The sequence below is a fragment of the Clostridium sp. JNZ J1-5 genome (genome assembly GCF_053901425.1).
The window spans coordinates 3,601,403-3,616,135 of record NZ_CM132773.1 but is presented as its reverse complement, the minus strand read 5'-3'; the positions used below and the strand labels follow the sequence as shown (position 1 = coordinate 3,616,135).

The 14,733-nt window shown below is 30.3% G+C and carries 18 protein-coding genes; all 18 read right to left on the bottom strand.

Features of this window, described 5'->3' with window-relative positions; translation table 11 throughout:
* Nucleotides 1–62: 62 nt before the first annotated feature.
* Nucleotides 63–830: an IS21-like element helper ATPase IstB gene (gene istB, locus ACWW38_RS17385; protein WP_456257365.1), complete on the bottom strand. Its 768-nt coding sequence runs from the start codon at nucleotides 828–830 to the stop codon at nucleotides 63–65.
* On the bottom strand, nucleotides 823–2,295 hold the full coding sequence (gene istA, locus ACWW38_RS17380; RefSeq protein ID WP_456260430.1) for an IS21 family transposase: 1,473 nt from the start codon (nucleotides 2,293–2,295) through the stop codon (nucleotides 823–825). Before istA ends, istB begins: the two co-directional genes overlap by 8 nt.
* Nucleotides 2,296–2,749: 454 nt before the next feature.
* Nucleotides 2,750–3,628: an IS3 family transposase gene (locus ACWW38_RS17375; protein ID WP_242865980.1), complete on the bottom strand. Its 879-nt coding sequence runs from the start codon at nucleotides 3,626–3,628 to the stop codon at nucleotides 2,750–2,752.
* Nucleotides 3,629–3,675: 47 nt separating this feature from the next.
* Entirely contained in the window at nucleotides 3,676–4,005 is a 330-nt protein-coding gene (locus ACWW38_RS17370; protein WP_055668276.1) for a transposase, read from the bottom strand.
* A 210-nt stretch (nucleotides 4,006–4,215) separates the two neighbouring features.
* Nucleotides 4,216–4,455, bottom strand: a complete 240-nt coding sequence (locus ACWW38_RS17365) for an RNA polymerase sigma factor (RefSeq protein ID WP_456258782.1) — start codon at nucleotides 4,453–4,455, stop codon at nucleotides 4,216–4,218.
* 460 nt (nucleotides 4,456–4,915) lie between these two features.
* Nucleotides 4,916–5,953, bottom strand: coding sequence for a serine hydrolase domain-containing protein (locus tag ACWW38_RS17360; RefSeq protein ID WP_456258781.1), 1,038 nt, complete (start codon nucleotides 5,951–5,953; stop codon nucleotides 4,916–4,918).
* A gap of 237 nt (nucleotides 5,954–6,190) precedes the next feature.
* A complete protein-coding gene (locus ACWW38_RS17355) occupies nucleotides 6,191–6,412 on the bottom strand; it encodes a hypothetical protein (RefSeq protein ID WP_456258780.1) in 222 nt (73 codons plus the stop codon).
* A gap of 57 nt (nucleotides 6,413–6,469) precedes the next feature.
* Nucleotides 6,470–6,970, bottom strand: a complete 501-nt coding sequence (locus ACWW38_RS17350; protein ID WP_456258779.1) for a hypothetical protein — start codon at nucleotides 6,968–6,970, stop codon at nucleotides 6,470–6,472.
* Nucleotides 6,971–7,183: 213 nt separating this feature from the next.
* A complete protein-coding gene (locus ACWW38_RS17345; RefSeq protein ID WP_456260481.1) occupies nucleotides 7,184–7,549 on the bottom strand; it encodes a CPBP family glutamic-type intramembrane protease in 366 nt (121 codons plus the stop codon).
* A gap of 487 nt (nucleotides 7,550–8,036) precedes the next feature.
* The gene (arr, locus tag ACWW38_RS17340; RefSeq protein WP_456258778.1) at nucleotides 8,037–8,453 is read right to left on the bottom strand and encodes an NAD(+)--rifampin ADP-ribosyltransferase; all 417 of its coding nucleotides are present in this window, start codon (nucleotides 8,451–8,453) and stop codon (nucleotides 8,037–8,039) included.
* 455 nt (nucleotides 8,454–8,908) lie between these two features.
* A complete protein-coding gene (locus ACWW38_RS17335; RefSeq protein ID WP_456258777.1) occupies nucleotides 8,909–9,250 on the bottom strand; it encodes a DUF6483 family protein in 342 nt (113 codons plus the stop codon).
* Nucleotides 9,251–9,617: 367 nt separating this feature from the next.
* The gene (locus ACWW38_RS17330; RefSeq protein ID WP_456258776.1) at nucleotides 9,618–9,836 is read right to left on the bottom strand and encodes a hypothetical protein; all 219 of its coding nucleotides are present in this window, start codon (nucleotides 9,834–9,836) and stop codon (nucleotides 9,618–9,620) included.
* A 109-nt stretch (nucleotides 9,837–9,945) separates the two neighbouring features.
* Nucleotides 9,946–10,467, bottom strand: a complete 522-nt coding sequence (locus tag ACWW38_RS17325) for an N-acetyltransferase family protein (protein ID WP_456258775.1) — start codon at nucleotides 10,465–10,467, stop codon at nucleotides 9,946–9,948.
* A gap of 260 nt (nucleotides 10,468–10,727) precedes the next feature.
* Nucleotides 10,728–11,660, bottom strand: a complete 933-nt coding sequence (locus ACWW38_RS17320) for a hypothetical protein (RefSeq protein WP_456258774.1) — start codon at nucleotides 11,658–11,660, stop codon at nucleotides 10,728–10,730.
* 395 nt (nucleotides 11,661–12,055) lie between these two features.
* On the bottom strand, nucleotides 12,056–12,502 hold the full coding sequence (locus ACWW38_RS17315; RefSeq protein WP_456258773.1) for a DUF6756 family protein: 447 nt from the start codon (nucleotides 12,500–12,502) through the stop codon (nucleotides 12,056–12,058).
* A gap of 278 nt (nucleotides 12,503–12,780) precedes the next feature.
* Entirely contained in the window at nucleotides 12,781–13,464 is a 684-nt protein-coding gene (locus tag ACWW38_RS17310) for a hypothetical protein (RefSeq protein WP_456258772.1), read from the bottom strand.
* Between the two features lie 374 nt (nucleotides 13,465–13,838).
* Nucleotides 13,839–14,027, bottom strand: a complete 189-nt coding sequence (locus ACWW38_RS17305; protein ID WP_456258771.1) for a hypothetical protein — start codon at nucleotides 14,025–14,027, stop codon at nucleotides 13,839–13,841.
* A gap of 9 nt (nucleotides 14,028–14,036) precedes the next feature.
* Nucleotides 14,037–14,606 (bottom strand): histidine phosphatase family protein, encoded by a 570-nt coding sequence (locus tag ACWW38_RS17300; protein WP_456258770.1) that lies wholly within the window; start codon nucleotides 14,604–14,606, stop codon nucleotides 14,037–14,039.
* Between the last annotated feature and the right edge of the window lie 127 nt (nucleotides 14,607–14,733).

The window sequence follows — 14,733 nt, the reverse complement described above, 5'->3', positions numbered from 1 at the left end:
TGTTATTGTCAATAAAAATTCCTCAAAAATGGGACTAAAAATTCCCCACTTTAGATAAAAAATTATTTGTGACTTTCGTCACAGGAGATTTCTTTTAATATACTTTCTCTTTGTTTCATCCTATAACTCTCACCTTTTATAACTACAAAGTGGCAATGATGTATGAATCTATCTAAGATAGCAGTAGCTAAAACTGGATCATAAAAAATCCTTCCCCATTCATCAAAAACCTTATTTGTAGTAATGATAATAGAGCCATTTTCATATCTTCGAGCGATAATTTCATAAAAATCATCTACATTGCTTTGTGTGAGCTTTTTTAAACCTAGCTCATCTAATATTAGTAAATCTGGTGATATGTACTTCTTTATTTTTGAGTTAAAAGAGTTATCTGCTCTAGACATATACAGCTCTTCGAGCATTTGGTTAACTGTAGTAAATAGAACATTATATCCTTGGGCGATAGCCTTAAAACCTAAAGCTATCGCTAAATGAGTTTTGCCAGTTCCGGGTGGGCCAATAAATGCTATATTCTCTTTTTTTCTTATAAATTCACAAGTCCCTAAATTATAAATAAATCTTTTATTAACCGTAGGTTGATAATTAAAATTATATTCTTCCAAAGATTTATGTTGTGGGAACTTTGCCTTAGAAATTCTCTTAGTATTACCATTATTTTTTCTGTTTAATACCTCGTCATTTATCAATAACTCAATAAACTCCATGAAAGATAAATTATCTTTTATGGCTTCTTCATTCCTCATATCGATGGTTTTAATCACCCCTGAGAGTTTCAAATCTTTTAGTTTAGATAAAAGTAAATCATTCATTCTTTCCTACTCCCCCTGATAGTAATTTATTATATTCATGCAAACTTCTTGCGATTTCTGTAGCTTCAGAGTTAACATAGCTTTGGGCTGGTATCTCATCACAAACTACACCTTTATCACAGATGTTTTTTATCATTTTATAACTTATAGCATTAAATGTTATAGCTCTTTTACAGGCTTCATTTATAGTTCCACTATCATATTTTTTTCTTAAAGAGAGTACTCCAGAAATTGCTCTATAGTCATATTTTCTATTTTTAAGATTGGTATTTAAGTATTTCTCATAAAATTCCAGTGCATGAATTCCTATTTCACTCATTTCTAATTTTTGTCTTGACAAAATGTCCTTAATAGAGATATTCTTACTTCTAGGATAGTGGTTTATATCTGTTATAAAGTTGCCCTTTTCATTGGTCTGCAAACTATGGAGGGCGATTTCTTTTTCGGATAAAAATATCCTTAAAAGTCCATTCATTTCTATTACTTTAACAGTTTGTCCGATAAACCCATAAGGTACAGAATAGTAATTACCTTTATAGGAGATATGGCAGTTTGTATTTACAAGACACTCACTGCTGTGAGATAGGACGAAGTCCTCAATTGGTAGGGATGATAATCTATTCTTTTCTGTAGATGTGAATACTTCTATTGGTGTTTTTTTAGTAGTTCCATGTATTCTTTTATTTGCAATATTATCAAGCCACTCTTTTAGGAAAGTCTTTGCTTCGTCAGCATCCTTAAATTCTCTTCCTTTAAAGCAATTATTTTTTACATATTTAACAGATGATTCAACTTTTCCTTTATCCGTAGGAGTATAAACTCTGCAGGGCTCCGCCCAAAATCCATAATAAGATGCAAATGCAGCATATTCTTTTTGAATTACAGGCTCATAGAAGTCGGTTTCTAAAATACCAGCCTTCAAGTTATCAATTTTTATATTTTGTGGGATGCCTCCAAAATACTTAAAAGCAGCCTTATGGCACTCAATAAAGGTCTTAACGCTTTGGTCAAATACTATTTGAACGTACATATACCTTGAATAGCTTAATGTCATTACAAAGATCCAAGCTTTTTTATATGTGTTATTTATTTTTAAAGTCCCTATATAACCAAAGTCTACCTGAGCTTCTTCACCAGGCTGCGAATGAAGAACCATGTATACCTTAGAAGGGATATCCTTTATTGTTTTAACATATTTTTTAACAGTGTCATAACCTCCATCAAAGTTAAAATCTCTTATTAAGTCTTGATGTATTCTTTTGGCCGTCAGGCCTTTATTTGCTTGAATTTGAATATATTCCTTATGTGGATCTAAAATTGATGGCCTAGTCTTTTTAATAACCTCACCTTCGGTTTCTATTGCTGTCAAAACCTTTCTTACAGTCTTCCTATCAATTTTTAACATCCTTGATATTTGAGACTTATTCAATCCTTTTTTATAAAGTGTTTCAATTGTTGTATGCATTGCTATCCCCAACATATCCTTTCCTCCTATGTACTTGTTAAAATAATTTAACTACATAGGACAATATTTTTAAAGATAGGTGGGGATTTTTTAATCCCATAAGTGGGTATTTTTATATTACCATTAACAGCCAAATGTACTACTAATATGGTTCTACTTCTTCCAAAGAATAACTGCTTCCAAGGAATTCTTTAGTAATTCTTCATTGGATATTTGTGAAATATCTGAGTAATCGCCAATTAGATAATACACTGCTGATATATCTTTTTTTACTTGTATATCCCCCCTACCGTCATCATAATTTACCACAGAATTATTATTAATTGTATATTTATATTCTTTATTCTTACGTGGCTTAGAAAAATATTTTGTCCATATAGAATCTGTATAATAGATATCGGATTAACCCCTTTGTTTTGGACAAGGACTAATAAATTCTCTACTTTTCTTAGATTTACGCCCTTATCTCAATATTGGTTAGGCTTTCTCCAAAATAAAGGTTGTAAAACTCATTTGGTGACATAAACTTTAAGCTTGAATGCATTCGCCTATCGTTATAAAAGTCCATGAATTCGTTTACTATCTCATATGCTTCCGCATAATTTTGAAACTCATTGATTTTTAAACATTCATCCTCAAGTATTCTATGAAATGATTCTACATGAGCGTTTTTATTTGGTGTCTTTACTGGTATTCTTTCATGTTCTATTTTAATTTCTGTGCAGCATTTGCTGAATTTATGGCTTACAAACTGTGGACCATTATCTGTTCTTATTACGGGCTTTTTAGCTCCTTCCTCAAATAGATTTCTTCTTATTAGGCACTTTCTAAGTAATGCGGTAGCATCTTTAGCTTCACAGTGTAATCCCATATGGTAATCGATAATACTTCTATCAAAGACGTCAATCAAGTTTAACAGGTAAAAGAATTTATCCTCACCTTGGATGTAGCCATATTTTATATCCATTTCCCATAGTTGATTTGAGCCTGTTATAGTTCTGTTAGCTGCAATAATTCTCTTTATTTTAGGTTTAATAACTCTTTGATCTTTGAGCACACAGAGTTCTTTACATAGTCTATAAACCTTCTTATGATTAATCACAAGATTATAATACTTTCTTAAGTGGTGGGCTATTTTTCTATATCCATAGTTAATAGCATCACCATCGATTGACTCCATAATAAATTCTTTAATTTGCTCATCGCATATCTTTTTATTCTCTTTGTTTAAGCTATATCCTCTAGGCTTTCCGCCTTTAGGTTTTGCTTTTTCTTTGCCTTCCACATTTAAGTTATAGTAATATGTTGATCTCCCAAGCTTAACTACTTTCAGTACAAAAACTGCGTTATATCCTTGATCTATATACTTTTTAGCTATGTCTACTTTATCTTTAATTGAGGGTTTGCTTTTTTTATTAAGTCTTTAAGAATTGCTATTTCTAAGTCTTTTTCTCCTAATAACTTTTTTAACTGATCATTTTCTTTTGTTACTTCTGTAAGCTCGCTTTCAAGCTCCTTTTCTCCCCCAATTAAAGTCTTTCTTCCTGGCTTAACTTTAATTTCATCCTTAGCTTTTGAATTTTTTATCCAAGTAAATATGGTTGACTTTGACACTCCGTGTCTTCTTGCAACTAGTGAAACATTTCCTACTTCCTGTACTTCTCTTAATATTTCATCTTTTAGCTCTTTTGTATAACTTTTACCTTTCATAACTTACCTCCAATCACTTTCTACATTATAATAAATGTATAGGCAATTGTCCAAGTCAATCTAGGGGCTTAAGAGATATATACAACATGTTATTTTATACCATCTTTTTCAATTGTCTTGATAAGTTGATATGAGCAATGATAATCATCACCATTAAATGAGACATCAAGCATTCCGTTACTTCCCATTTCCACACTCACTAGTCCATTTTCATATGAAATTGGTATTATGTTTATTTTTTTTACATAGCGAAAAATAAGTGTTTTTTGTTATTTGCCACAGCCAAACCCGTATTTTAGAGTCTCCTTTAAACTTGTCTACACTTTTCAAAGCTTTAAAAAACGTTTCTTGAGTTAATTCCTCTGCCAAAGTTTTATTGCGGCATAGCGACAGTGCGTATTTATAGACATCAGCAAAATATTGAGAGTATATAACTTCAAAATCAGTCACAGTTTCACCTCGCTTTCATACATAAGACTCTTGGAACTAAATTTTGTTACAACTTTTTTTTAAAATTTAAACGTGTCCTTTGACACGCCTGCTTAAGTTCATATTTTATACAATTGCTAACTAATTTGTTCATATATTCCATGTATAATTTTGTATATAAATAAAGAATTCCGCTTACACCATCATTTTTTAATATAATCTTAATTTAAAATAGTCTATTATAAAGTCTAACTTTCCCTTTTAACACCAAGAAGTATATCCCTTCAATGGCATAGCGTTTGCCATAAAAAACAGCCCTAAAATCTAGTGCTGTTTTTACTTATAACTAACCTAGCTTCTGTGAATTCTTATTACAACCCCAAAGAACGCCTATCCACCCGCTGACAATAGCGACTAAAATAAATAAAACATTGTGACTTAACTTATAACCACAAATTATTACACTAACTTAATATACAATTTAATCAAAGCAGTGTAGCAATAAATAAATCAACGGAAACGGTTGCTTGTTTATTTGATTTATTGTTCCTGTTACAAATAAACTCTTAGATGGACAGTAGAAGGAAAATGTACCCGTGGAACCTGAATGTCCTATAATCTCAGGAGCAGGAAACAATGGCGACATTAATCTTGACATTTTACATCTCATCATACCTACACCATATTCTAGTGGAAACCATTGAATCCTATTCCACTTATAGAGCATAGAAAGATGTGATTCCTTGAAAAGCTTTCCTGTATAAAATGATTTCAAAAATTTCATTGTATCTTGTGCTGTTGAAATAATACCACCTGATGCACCTGTAGATGCTACAATTAAAGGACGATTGAGAGGTTTTGCATTTAAATAAATTGGTGCAAATACACTTGTTTTTTCACATAAAAAGGTGTGCTTTAGTTCCTGTGGTTGTATAATAAACAGATCATAAATATCTTTTAGTTCTTTATGAGTAATTGCCTTTGCAATTTCCCCTAGCAAGTCGAAATTAATATCCGAATAGAATGCTTTATTTCTAGTCCCATTTATAAAATGTGACTTCATACTTTTAGTCCTTTTTAATGCTTCATCAAAAGTCAATTCAATATCTTCTTCATATATTTCATTAAAATATGATTTACCAGTCGCATTTTTTTCTGTCCACAAATCTGGTAACCCTGTTGTATTGGACAATAATTGTTGAATAGTAATTGTAGATGTGTATTCTTTTCCTTTATAAATATGTAGCCCTGCAAGATAGTCTTTAGGAAAAAATTTATCAATAGTATCATCAAAATACAACAATCCATCTTCTATTAATTTTATAATAACCGTTGCAGTATACATCTTGGTAATACTCGCTATAGCATATTGAGTATCTATTTTCATTTTGCCTGCTGATTTTATCCATGAAAACTCTCCATCCATTGATTCAATATAAATAACTGAATCAAACACTTTTTTATTATCAATTGTTTTATTTAATACTTTGTCAAGTTTATTAATTATACTTTTCTCCATTTGACACCTCCATCAACAAAATATATACTCTTTGTAATATACTATGTTTTAAAATTATGGATTCGAAGACTTGACCATAAACAGCTAAATACTGCTAATAATATAAATCCTATTAGTGACAATATATCAATTGAATAAACTAACACCCTTGAATTAACTATCATTCTACCAAAGCTTTCAAACCCAATTAGAGAAATCCAAACTTTAGAAATATGCTTATCTATTATGATGCTTTATCTATTGTACTTTTATTAACTTGCATTTTATTAAATATACTTCATCATTCTTTTTTATGCCATCTTCAATTAATTCCTTGCCTTGATTTATTGGAATACCAGATGAAGCATTTTCACCATATGCAGATGCTAAGAGCAGCATTTCATTATTTTGAGAAATTTTCATTTCTTTTAAAGCAGTTATTACACCTTTAAACTTAAAACTTTCTTTTTTTATATCCACTTACTAAAGTATCATTATACACATGTCCAGCTGTAAGCATAATAAATATAATTATAATTAAGTAGCCCAAAACATAAATGTGCCTTGAAATGAAAATACTAAACCTATAATTGAAGATGAAATTATCATTATTATCAATATCAATTTAGGTTTGTACAAACCATTTGTTTTTAAATAATAATGTCTAATTAATATGTATGTACTTGCCAATACTGCTATCAATAACAGAAAAATCCAAAACCAAATGCTTGTATCAACATAAACATTATTTACTACACTCCAAAAATCACTATATACAGTTCTGTTCCTACTTATTGCAAAATTTATAATATCCAAAGTTAATGCCACTATTGGAAATAAATTTAATCTAAGTATAGCTAGTTTCTTTAATCCTTTCAAGAAATTAGCAAAATCTGTATTATCACATCTTTGAAAGACATTACAAAAAAACTTAACTCCAAAAATAACTATTATATTGAATATTATTTCAAGAATGATATAAGGCATAAAAAGCATTCCACCTAAAAGAACTGTAACCAAAGCACGTTCGCCTATCAAAAAAATACCTCCAAATAATTATATATTTTCCACTGTTTTCTCTTAAATTATAACTGTCAAAAATTTATAAACCTTTACTTTTTTAATCTAAATTGCGTCTAACGTTCCGCACTCGTGACGTGCCTCAGCGCTACAGGTGGCTTGTTTTCTCATCTAGATAACTCTTATGTTTTTGTAATCATTTAATAATATTCCCACTTAACTGAACTTCACTTATACTGATAACGCTTTTGTTTTAATTAAATGATTACGTACCTCAACTATAACTATCGCAACTATAATTTTGAAAACTGCCGAAGAGTAAGTTGAAACTAAAGGGTTGATGATATTATCCGAATCAACCCACACCTGCAAATATGCATTAATCATGGCATGAAATAATACACATAACCAAAGGCTATAACTGACTTTATAAATAGCTCCCAACATAAATGACATTGCAAATATCACTATATAATATTTTACTGATTGCTTAACTGTAAAAATTTCTTTGATAAGTTGAATATAACTTTCAACCTTTCCCGATTTTTTTTGAAAGAAAGGCTCCCATAATTGTAGATGCAAGTCCACCAATTGCATAAAATGGCCAAAACAATATGGTACCACATTCTAAATATCCAAATTGATTAGTAATTAAAATAATACCCCACATAAAATAAGTCAAAGAAAATGTTCAAATCAAATACCTCTTTACGATCTGTTTTTCACTCATTATGATTTCTCCAATATAAACTATTATAAATAATTTTTAGTTTCTCATTTATACAAATATGCCTTAAGAAAACTTAGCGAAGAACTAAAATTTTTTAAATATGTATTTCCACTAACGTTTCGCATTCAAGACGTTCCTGAACCCTAGCTGGACTTTGCTTGGTAAAGTAATGTGCTTTGGCTACTTCGAAGGCTTGACCCTAATCATCCAAAGCAAACTTGAATGCATTGTTATATGTAGTTTTTGCCAAAACACTTTGGATAAAGCCATTTCAATTAACTTGAAATTTATTTCACAATTTATGAAAATGGCTCACCAATTGCCTTGCAATGTTGCGAATTGTATATTTATAGATTAATCGTATATTACATTTTTTCCTTCATCACTTAACTTTTTTAAAGATGAAAGCATATAATTTATTTCTTCATCGGAATGTCTTTCCCATGAACCTAATTCAGCTATTATTTTCAAAGGAGATTTAGACCTATAAGAACGTGTTGGATTTCCAGGAAATCTTTTGTCAGTTAAGTTTGGGTCATTTTCAAATTCACCTAATGGTTCTACAATATAAATTCTTTCTTTTGATTTAGATGCCGCTAATTCAGCACCCCATTTAGCAGCATTTAATGTTGCAGTAAAATAAATATAATTAGATTTTTTATTTTGGTAATTTGATAAGTGTTGTGGTTCTAATAAATCTCCAATTTTTAGCTCTGCTTTAGTACCATGAAAAAAAGGGCCATTATCTAAAACATCTTTTTTGTCATCCATGCTGATACACTCCTTTTATATTTTCAAATTTGTGTATAATGTTATAGTATCCAAATTACAAAAAATTAATGAACAATATTTTACTAATCCGTCCTATCATACTATCTATGTAACGGCAATAAGTCTTAATAAAACATGGCTTTTCAGATAACGTTGCGTGTTGCCGACATTCACCAGCCTTATAGTTATCATGAAAGCTTAGATAACTCCTATCTTAATTTTCATGATAATGCCTCGGTTGGCTGGTGAATGTGCTATGGCTTTTACTCCCATGAGCTTGATCATAGTAAAGCCATAATCTTATGGAAATACATTGTTAGATGATGCATATAAAACTTACCTGGATCTAAAGACGGCGAAAGGTGATGTGTTTCAGTCTCGCAGAGTCAGCTATATTACATATACTAACAAATGTAACTTTAAGTTCTTTTTTTATAATTTTATAATAGTGTACACTATACTTGGTATATACTTTTAATCTCTTCTAAACCTTGATAAACTTCTTCTCTTGAAAAGTTTCCCTTTGCTAACTCATCATCACTCTTTTCAAGTAACATGTTATAGAAATTAATTGCTACTTGATAGGTTTCTTGTGAATTATTTTTGCTTATTGTATCAAAAAGTATATTCTCTGCCTTATTATACTCTCCATCATTAACAAGACGTTTCAAGGTAATTTGAAGAATATCACCGGATCCAATATCATTTAAGTTTATCTGCTCATTACTTTCTTTTTTATTAAGAACTGTCTTTGCCATATTTTTAGCAAGTTCATTAATTAACTTTTCAATATCCATATACTTCACCCTCTTTAAATTCACAAAAGTACACTATTATGTATCATTTCTCAAATTGCCACCAAGGACGGTGGCAAAGCATGTGTCATCTAACGTCTAGTATTTCCAACGTTCACTAGCCCTACAGTCATCATGAAAATTTAGATAGCTCTTATCTTATCTTTCATGATGATGCCTCGGTTGGGTGGTAAATATGCTATGACTTTCTTTCCCGTAAGCTTGACCCCAATAAAATTATATCCTTGCGGAAATACCTTGTTATCTGATGAGCTATGTTTAGTACTTTCTAAATTTGATATTCCATACCTTCCGATTACTCTTTAAATTTCTAATTTTAAAAAATCTAATATGCCTTTTCAGGATACTTTTATTTCTTATGTATTGTTTTTAATGTGTCTAAAATTAATAGTACACTAAAATACAAAACAAAAATTAATCCAATTAAGGAAATTACACTTGTTATGAAATCTGTAACAAAACCTTGAAAACCTCCAAGTGCAAAATATAAATTAGTCTGAGGAAGTCTGAAAATCACTAAAAATAACCCTCCAATAATACCAAATAAAAGACTAAATCTCTTCTCCATTTTTAACCCTCCAATAAAATATCATAGCTTATAATTAGTGAGCCATTTCATACTGTTGTATCTCAATCTTCTACCGTTGCAACACAATGTTAGAAGATTGTGTATCAAATTATAGACTAATCAAATAGTTTATGTCATTCCAAGCATATGAAACTTCAACTAATTCAAGGCCTGCAAGATTAGTTACTCTTTTATCAACTTGTTTGCCACCAATATGTTGGTAGAAATTACAGGCATTGTTTTCGCCAAAAGCAGATAAAATCATATCTTTAGCACCTAATTTTTTTAACTTTGAAGCGACTGCTTTTACAAGTAATTTTCCAATGCCCATTTTTTGATATTCTTTTAATATATACAACGTATATATTGTTCTGTCAAAAGTACAGTTTTTATTACTTAGTGAACCTGTTGAAAATCCAATGACTTGACCATCTTCATTCTCTGCTACAAACATAAATTCATTTGTAGCACTATTAGAAAGTCTTTCAATCCATTTCTTTAATTGATTATCATATGTTCGATTTTTAAGGTATTCCTCTGGAAATATATTTTCATATGTAGAATTCCATGTATCAACATGAACTTTAGCAACAGACCTTAAATCTTCTTTTTTATATTCTCGGATTATCAATACTCTCACTTCCTTTATATTCTGTTTATTTGATCATATTCTATAAATCCGTCTCTTCATACTATTTATGTAACGACAACACATCTTAATAAAACATGGCTTTTCAGATAACGTTTTTAATTTTCGACGCCGAGACACTTAGCTAGACTTGGCTTAGTGCCGCAGATGTTGCTTGCTTATCTTTTCAAGCCAATTTGAACGGAAATTTTTTGTTATGTCAAAGTTGATAACGTAAATCATTGAGAACAATTCTTTCCTCTTTATCCATGTTTGATTCTATCAGCTTCTTGAGACATATAATAGAATTTAACTTCATCAAATACATTATACATATCACAAATAACTAAATGATCGATACTACATAGTAAGAATTCTTGCGATTTATATCTATCATCATATTGATGCCTCCAAATAGATAAATATACTGACTCCCCACTACTTATCACTTCTTCATATTTACATCTTTTTATGCTCATAACTACGTCATGTTTAGTATTTACTTCCCAATAATCTTCAAACACTAATACAGGACTAGCAAAACAACGATACCATAACTCTTTTAATTTTTGTATTCTTGTAATTTGTTCATAGAATTTGAATTTTTCTTTAATTTTACACTCCAAAAAAATGAATAATGATTCATAATCACCTAAAAATTTTTTTATCATTTCAATATTAAAATCAATATATTTTGAACTTGTACATTTATAATGTTGAGCCTTATTGAACAAATCCTTACTTGGTTTCCCTCTATTATGAATTAATGAATTTCTGTATAGAGAAATATCTGCACATTTCGTAATCAATGTTTCAATATCACTTTCAACCTCTTTAGTTTTTTTACCGCAAATTATATTAGTTAGGTACTCCAATTGCGCTACGACACCTTCACGAAATAATAAATAGAGTTCGTTTTCAATTATTACCTCATGCCCTCTATCAGCTATCTCGCAAATATGAGCTTTTGTTATTGTACACGATTTTAATTCTAATTTTTCGGGAAATGAAATTAATATAATTTTCATTAATTCTCTAATTGAATCTTCAAATAATGAATTAGCCATTAAAAATAATCCTTGGTTTACAAGATTATCTTCACACAGCTTTTCATTTATGTCTTTAATCTTTTGAAGAAAACCTTGTGTTATTTCAACTAGATCATCTGCATAAATTTTCTTTCTTTTACTAAGCATTTTTACCTCCTTTGTGATAGCCTAGCTATCAATTTCACATAACGTTTCGCATTCAAGACGTTCCTGAACCTTAGCCAGACTTGGCTTGGTGAAGGAATGTGCTTTGCTTATTCGAAGGCTTGACCCAAAATAGCCAAAGAGAACTTGAATGTTTTGTTATGCGATGCACCTAATCAAAATCTTCCCTTCTGTAAACTTTGACATAAGACCCTTCTCCCCATTTGAAGAAGTATATCCTGTCACTGTCTTTACAGTGCCAAACATCATACTCTGGGAAAGGAATAGTAACTGAATCTATAATTCCAATATTAACTTTTTCTTCCCATTACTTATCTATATAAACCCAAAGCTGCGTATCATTCAGAGCATGAGAATTGGATAAAAATTTTCCGCATTTACATTGAAACTTCATGTAATAGCCCTTCTTTCTTAAACCATTCATATGCTTTTCCACATATTATTAAGGTATCATGATGATTAAAACAGATTAAATAATCTAAATCGCCATTTACTACATAGAATTCAGCATTGTATGTTTCACTTAAAGTTGGAACCAAATCCCATCCATTTTTGAATTGAAAAGCTCTTCTTTCATCGTGTGGATTGAAAAATAAAATTGCCTCTGAATCTCCTATAAATTTATTGATTAAACTCCAAGATTGTGAGTCACTAATACTCCCATAAGATGATAATTTATCCCACAGCGGAAATAGGTTTCTAGATCTGCAAAACTTTTTAATTACTCTGCTAATTAACTCATCTTTCTGTAGATCTGGTACCTCTCTAATTTCAATTTTCAAACCTACTTCGGCTTGCTTTATTTGTTCTCCTATATTCCACATAACTCTACCATTCCTTAATTATATTAAATCACTCAATTATTATCTATCCAGTGTGGCATAACGTTCCGTGCTCAAGACGCCAAGAAGCCTAGTTCGATTGCACTTGGCTTCCCAGGTGTGCTTTGCAGCCTTTTCATGCAAAGCTAACTTGAGCATTTTGTTATATGATGTTTTAAATCTTTTGCTATCTATGCGCGGAGGTATTCCCCCTATCTAATTTCCTTTTTTATTATTTCGCAAAGCAAGAAAATTACAAAGTGAAATAACCTCTAATTATGCTATTTATAGAGTTCAAAATCTTGCCAATTTCTTAGTTTTCTATAACTACTTTTATTGCTAAAAAATCGTCTTCTTTCAATAATAGAACTTATTACATATTCTGTTAAAGCAGTTTCACTTAAGAAAAGTTCCTTACATTTAATTAACATTCTTTTTACCCATTCAATATCCGTATTCATTAGGTCATTGGCTTCTATTATTCTTTTTAGATAATTTTTACCACAGTCATTGTCTTTTATGAAAAAATAAAACATCGCCATATTCCATTTATTCCAAAGAGAATCACTATTTTTCACATTGTTCTCCAATTGTTGTTTGCAAAAGTTTAAATCTTTGAATTTTCGATAATATAAAACCTTTTCTTTTGCGTAAGTTGATAATCCAATCATTTCTCTATAAAAATTATCTTCATTGCCATTAAATTCTACATGTCCTTTTTCACGATAGCCAAAATCAAAGGACAAAGTGTTATTTAATGCTTCTGATTTTTCCCAAAGGAAAGATACGCCAACATTAAGATATGCTCCTTTGCTCCATGCACTTGGCTGAAACTCAACTTGAGTAATATACCAACCATTATCATCAAGCCAGCACCTCGATTGTCCTTTTTGAAACATTCCCAAAGGAATAAGAATTTCCTTTGCTGCTTTCTTAATTATTTTGTCATGTGCATTATTTGACATAGGAATCACACTCCTGAAAATATAAATAAACTTTGCTTCGTAGCAATTTAAATTTGTAAGTCTGCATTATGTAAATCTAATAAAAAACTTTATGCGTAGACATAAACTTTATCAGATTTAAAATGTCATATAACGTTCCGCACTCAAGATGTGCCTCAGCGTTACAGGAATTTAGAAAAGCTTACATAGCTCTTATGTTAGCTTTTCTAAATTCCGGCTCGGTTAGCTGAGGCATGTGCTTTGGTTTCTTTGTAGGCTTGACCCCTTGCTGTGCATTGTTATACGTAGCTTTAGCCACTACACTTTGAATTAAGCCTTTAACAATCCACTAAATGTACTTAACACTATAAGAATATTGTGTTGTAATAACTAACTTATTGGTTGCGTTCAATACAATCAGATTTAAATATACAATAATATAAAATAGTAACTACCTTATTATCTAACAATTTTAATTTTTCATTTTTTTGAAATTTATATTTAAATCCATATTTGATTAAACAATTTACTGCCTCAGGAATAATTTCTCTTAATATTAACCTTTCAGTTATTAATGTTTCCATAGTTTCACCTTATAGAACCTTAATTTCTTTAATCTGATGCTCTCCATTTCGTAAATCTACTTTAAATAATCCACCTGGGACAGATTTTACTATGTTGATATCTGCTCCACAGTAAGTTGTTTGATTATCTACTAATGTCTTTAATACAGCACCATGTGTTACAATTAATATATTTACATCAGAATATATGCTATCGTAGTAATTTAAGCCTTGTATTACTCTTGAAAAAACATTCTTCTCGGTCTCCATTTCAGCGATGTCAAAATTGGGAAACTTTAATTTAATCTCTTCTTCTAACAACCCTTCTGCTAAACCAAAAGATCTCTCGATAAATAACTCATCAATTATTATTTCTCCTTTGTGACCAATACTATTTGAAAAAATCAACGCACTCTCATAAGCACGAGATAGAGGGCTAGATACAATATAGTTAATATCACCAATGTTTCTTTTGAAGATAAAAGCAACTTGTTCAATCTTCTTTTTTCCTGTTTCATTTAGTGGAATATCTGTGTGTCCTTGACACCTATCAATAGTATTCCAATCTGTTTCTCCATGTCTTAGTAAAAAAATACTCACAAAACCATCTCCTCATTTTGGTCTAGAAATAATATTTGTACAAACCACTATATTTTCCCCTTTTAATTCACTATATTCTACAATTACACTTCAAAAAGTCTAAAAATTTTTGGTCTGTTGCTATTCA

Excerpts from the sequence above, each read along its gene's own strand:
- ACWW38_RS17320 (WP_456258774.1), bottom strand. The coding sequence starts at position 11,660 with ATGCTTAGTAAAAGAAAGAAAATTTATGCAGATGATCTAGTTGAAATA.
- ACWW38_RS17310 (WP_456258772.1), bottom strand. The coding sequence starts at position 13,464 with ATGTCAAATAATGCACATGACAAAATAATTAAGAAAGCAGCAAAGGAA.
- ACWW38_RS17315 (WP_456258773.1), bottom strand. The coding sequence starts at position 12,502 with ATGTGGAATATAGGAGAACAAATAAAGCAAGCCGAAGTAGGTTTGAAA.
- ACWW38_RS17345 (WP_456260481.1), bottom strand. The coding sequence starts at position 7,549 with ATGCAATTGGTGGACTTGCATCTACAATTATGGGAGCCTTTCTTTCAA.
- istA (WP_456260430.1), bottom strand. The coding sequence starts at position 2,295 with ATGCATACAACAATTGAAACACTTTATAAAAAAGGATTGAATAAGTCT.
- ACWW38_RS17335 (WP_456258777.1), bottom strand. The coding sequence starts at position 9,250 with ATGGATATTGAAAAGTTAATTAATGAACTTGCTAAAAATATGGCAAAG.
- ACWW38_RS17330 (WP_456258776.1), bottom strand. The coding sequence starts at position 9,836 with ATGGAGAAGAGATTTAGTCTTTTATTTGGTATTATTGGAGGGTTATTT.
- ACWW38_RS17305 (WP_456258771.1), bottom strand. The coding sequence starts at position 14,027 with ATGGAAACATTAATAACTGAAAGGTTAATATTAAGAGAAATTATTCCT.
- ACWW38_RS17360 (WP_456258781.1), bottom strand. The coding sequence starts at position 5,953 with ATGGAGAAAAGTATAATTAATAAACTTGACAAAGTATTAAATAAAACA.
- ACWW38_RS17370 (WP_055668276.1), bottom strand. The coding sequence starts at position 4,005 with ATGAAAGGTAAAAGTTATACAAAAGAGCTAAAAGATGAAATATTAAGA.
- arr (WP_456258778.1), bottom strand. The coding sequence starts at position 8,453 with ATGGATGACAAAAAAGATGTTTTAGATAATGGCCCTTTTTTTCATGGT.
- istB (WP_456257365.1), bottom strand. The coding sequence starts at position 830 with ATGAATGATTTACTTTTATCTAAACTAAAAGATTTGAAACTCTCAGGG.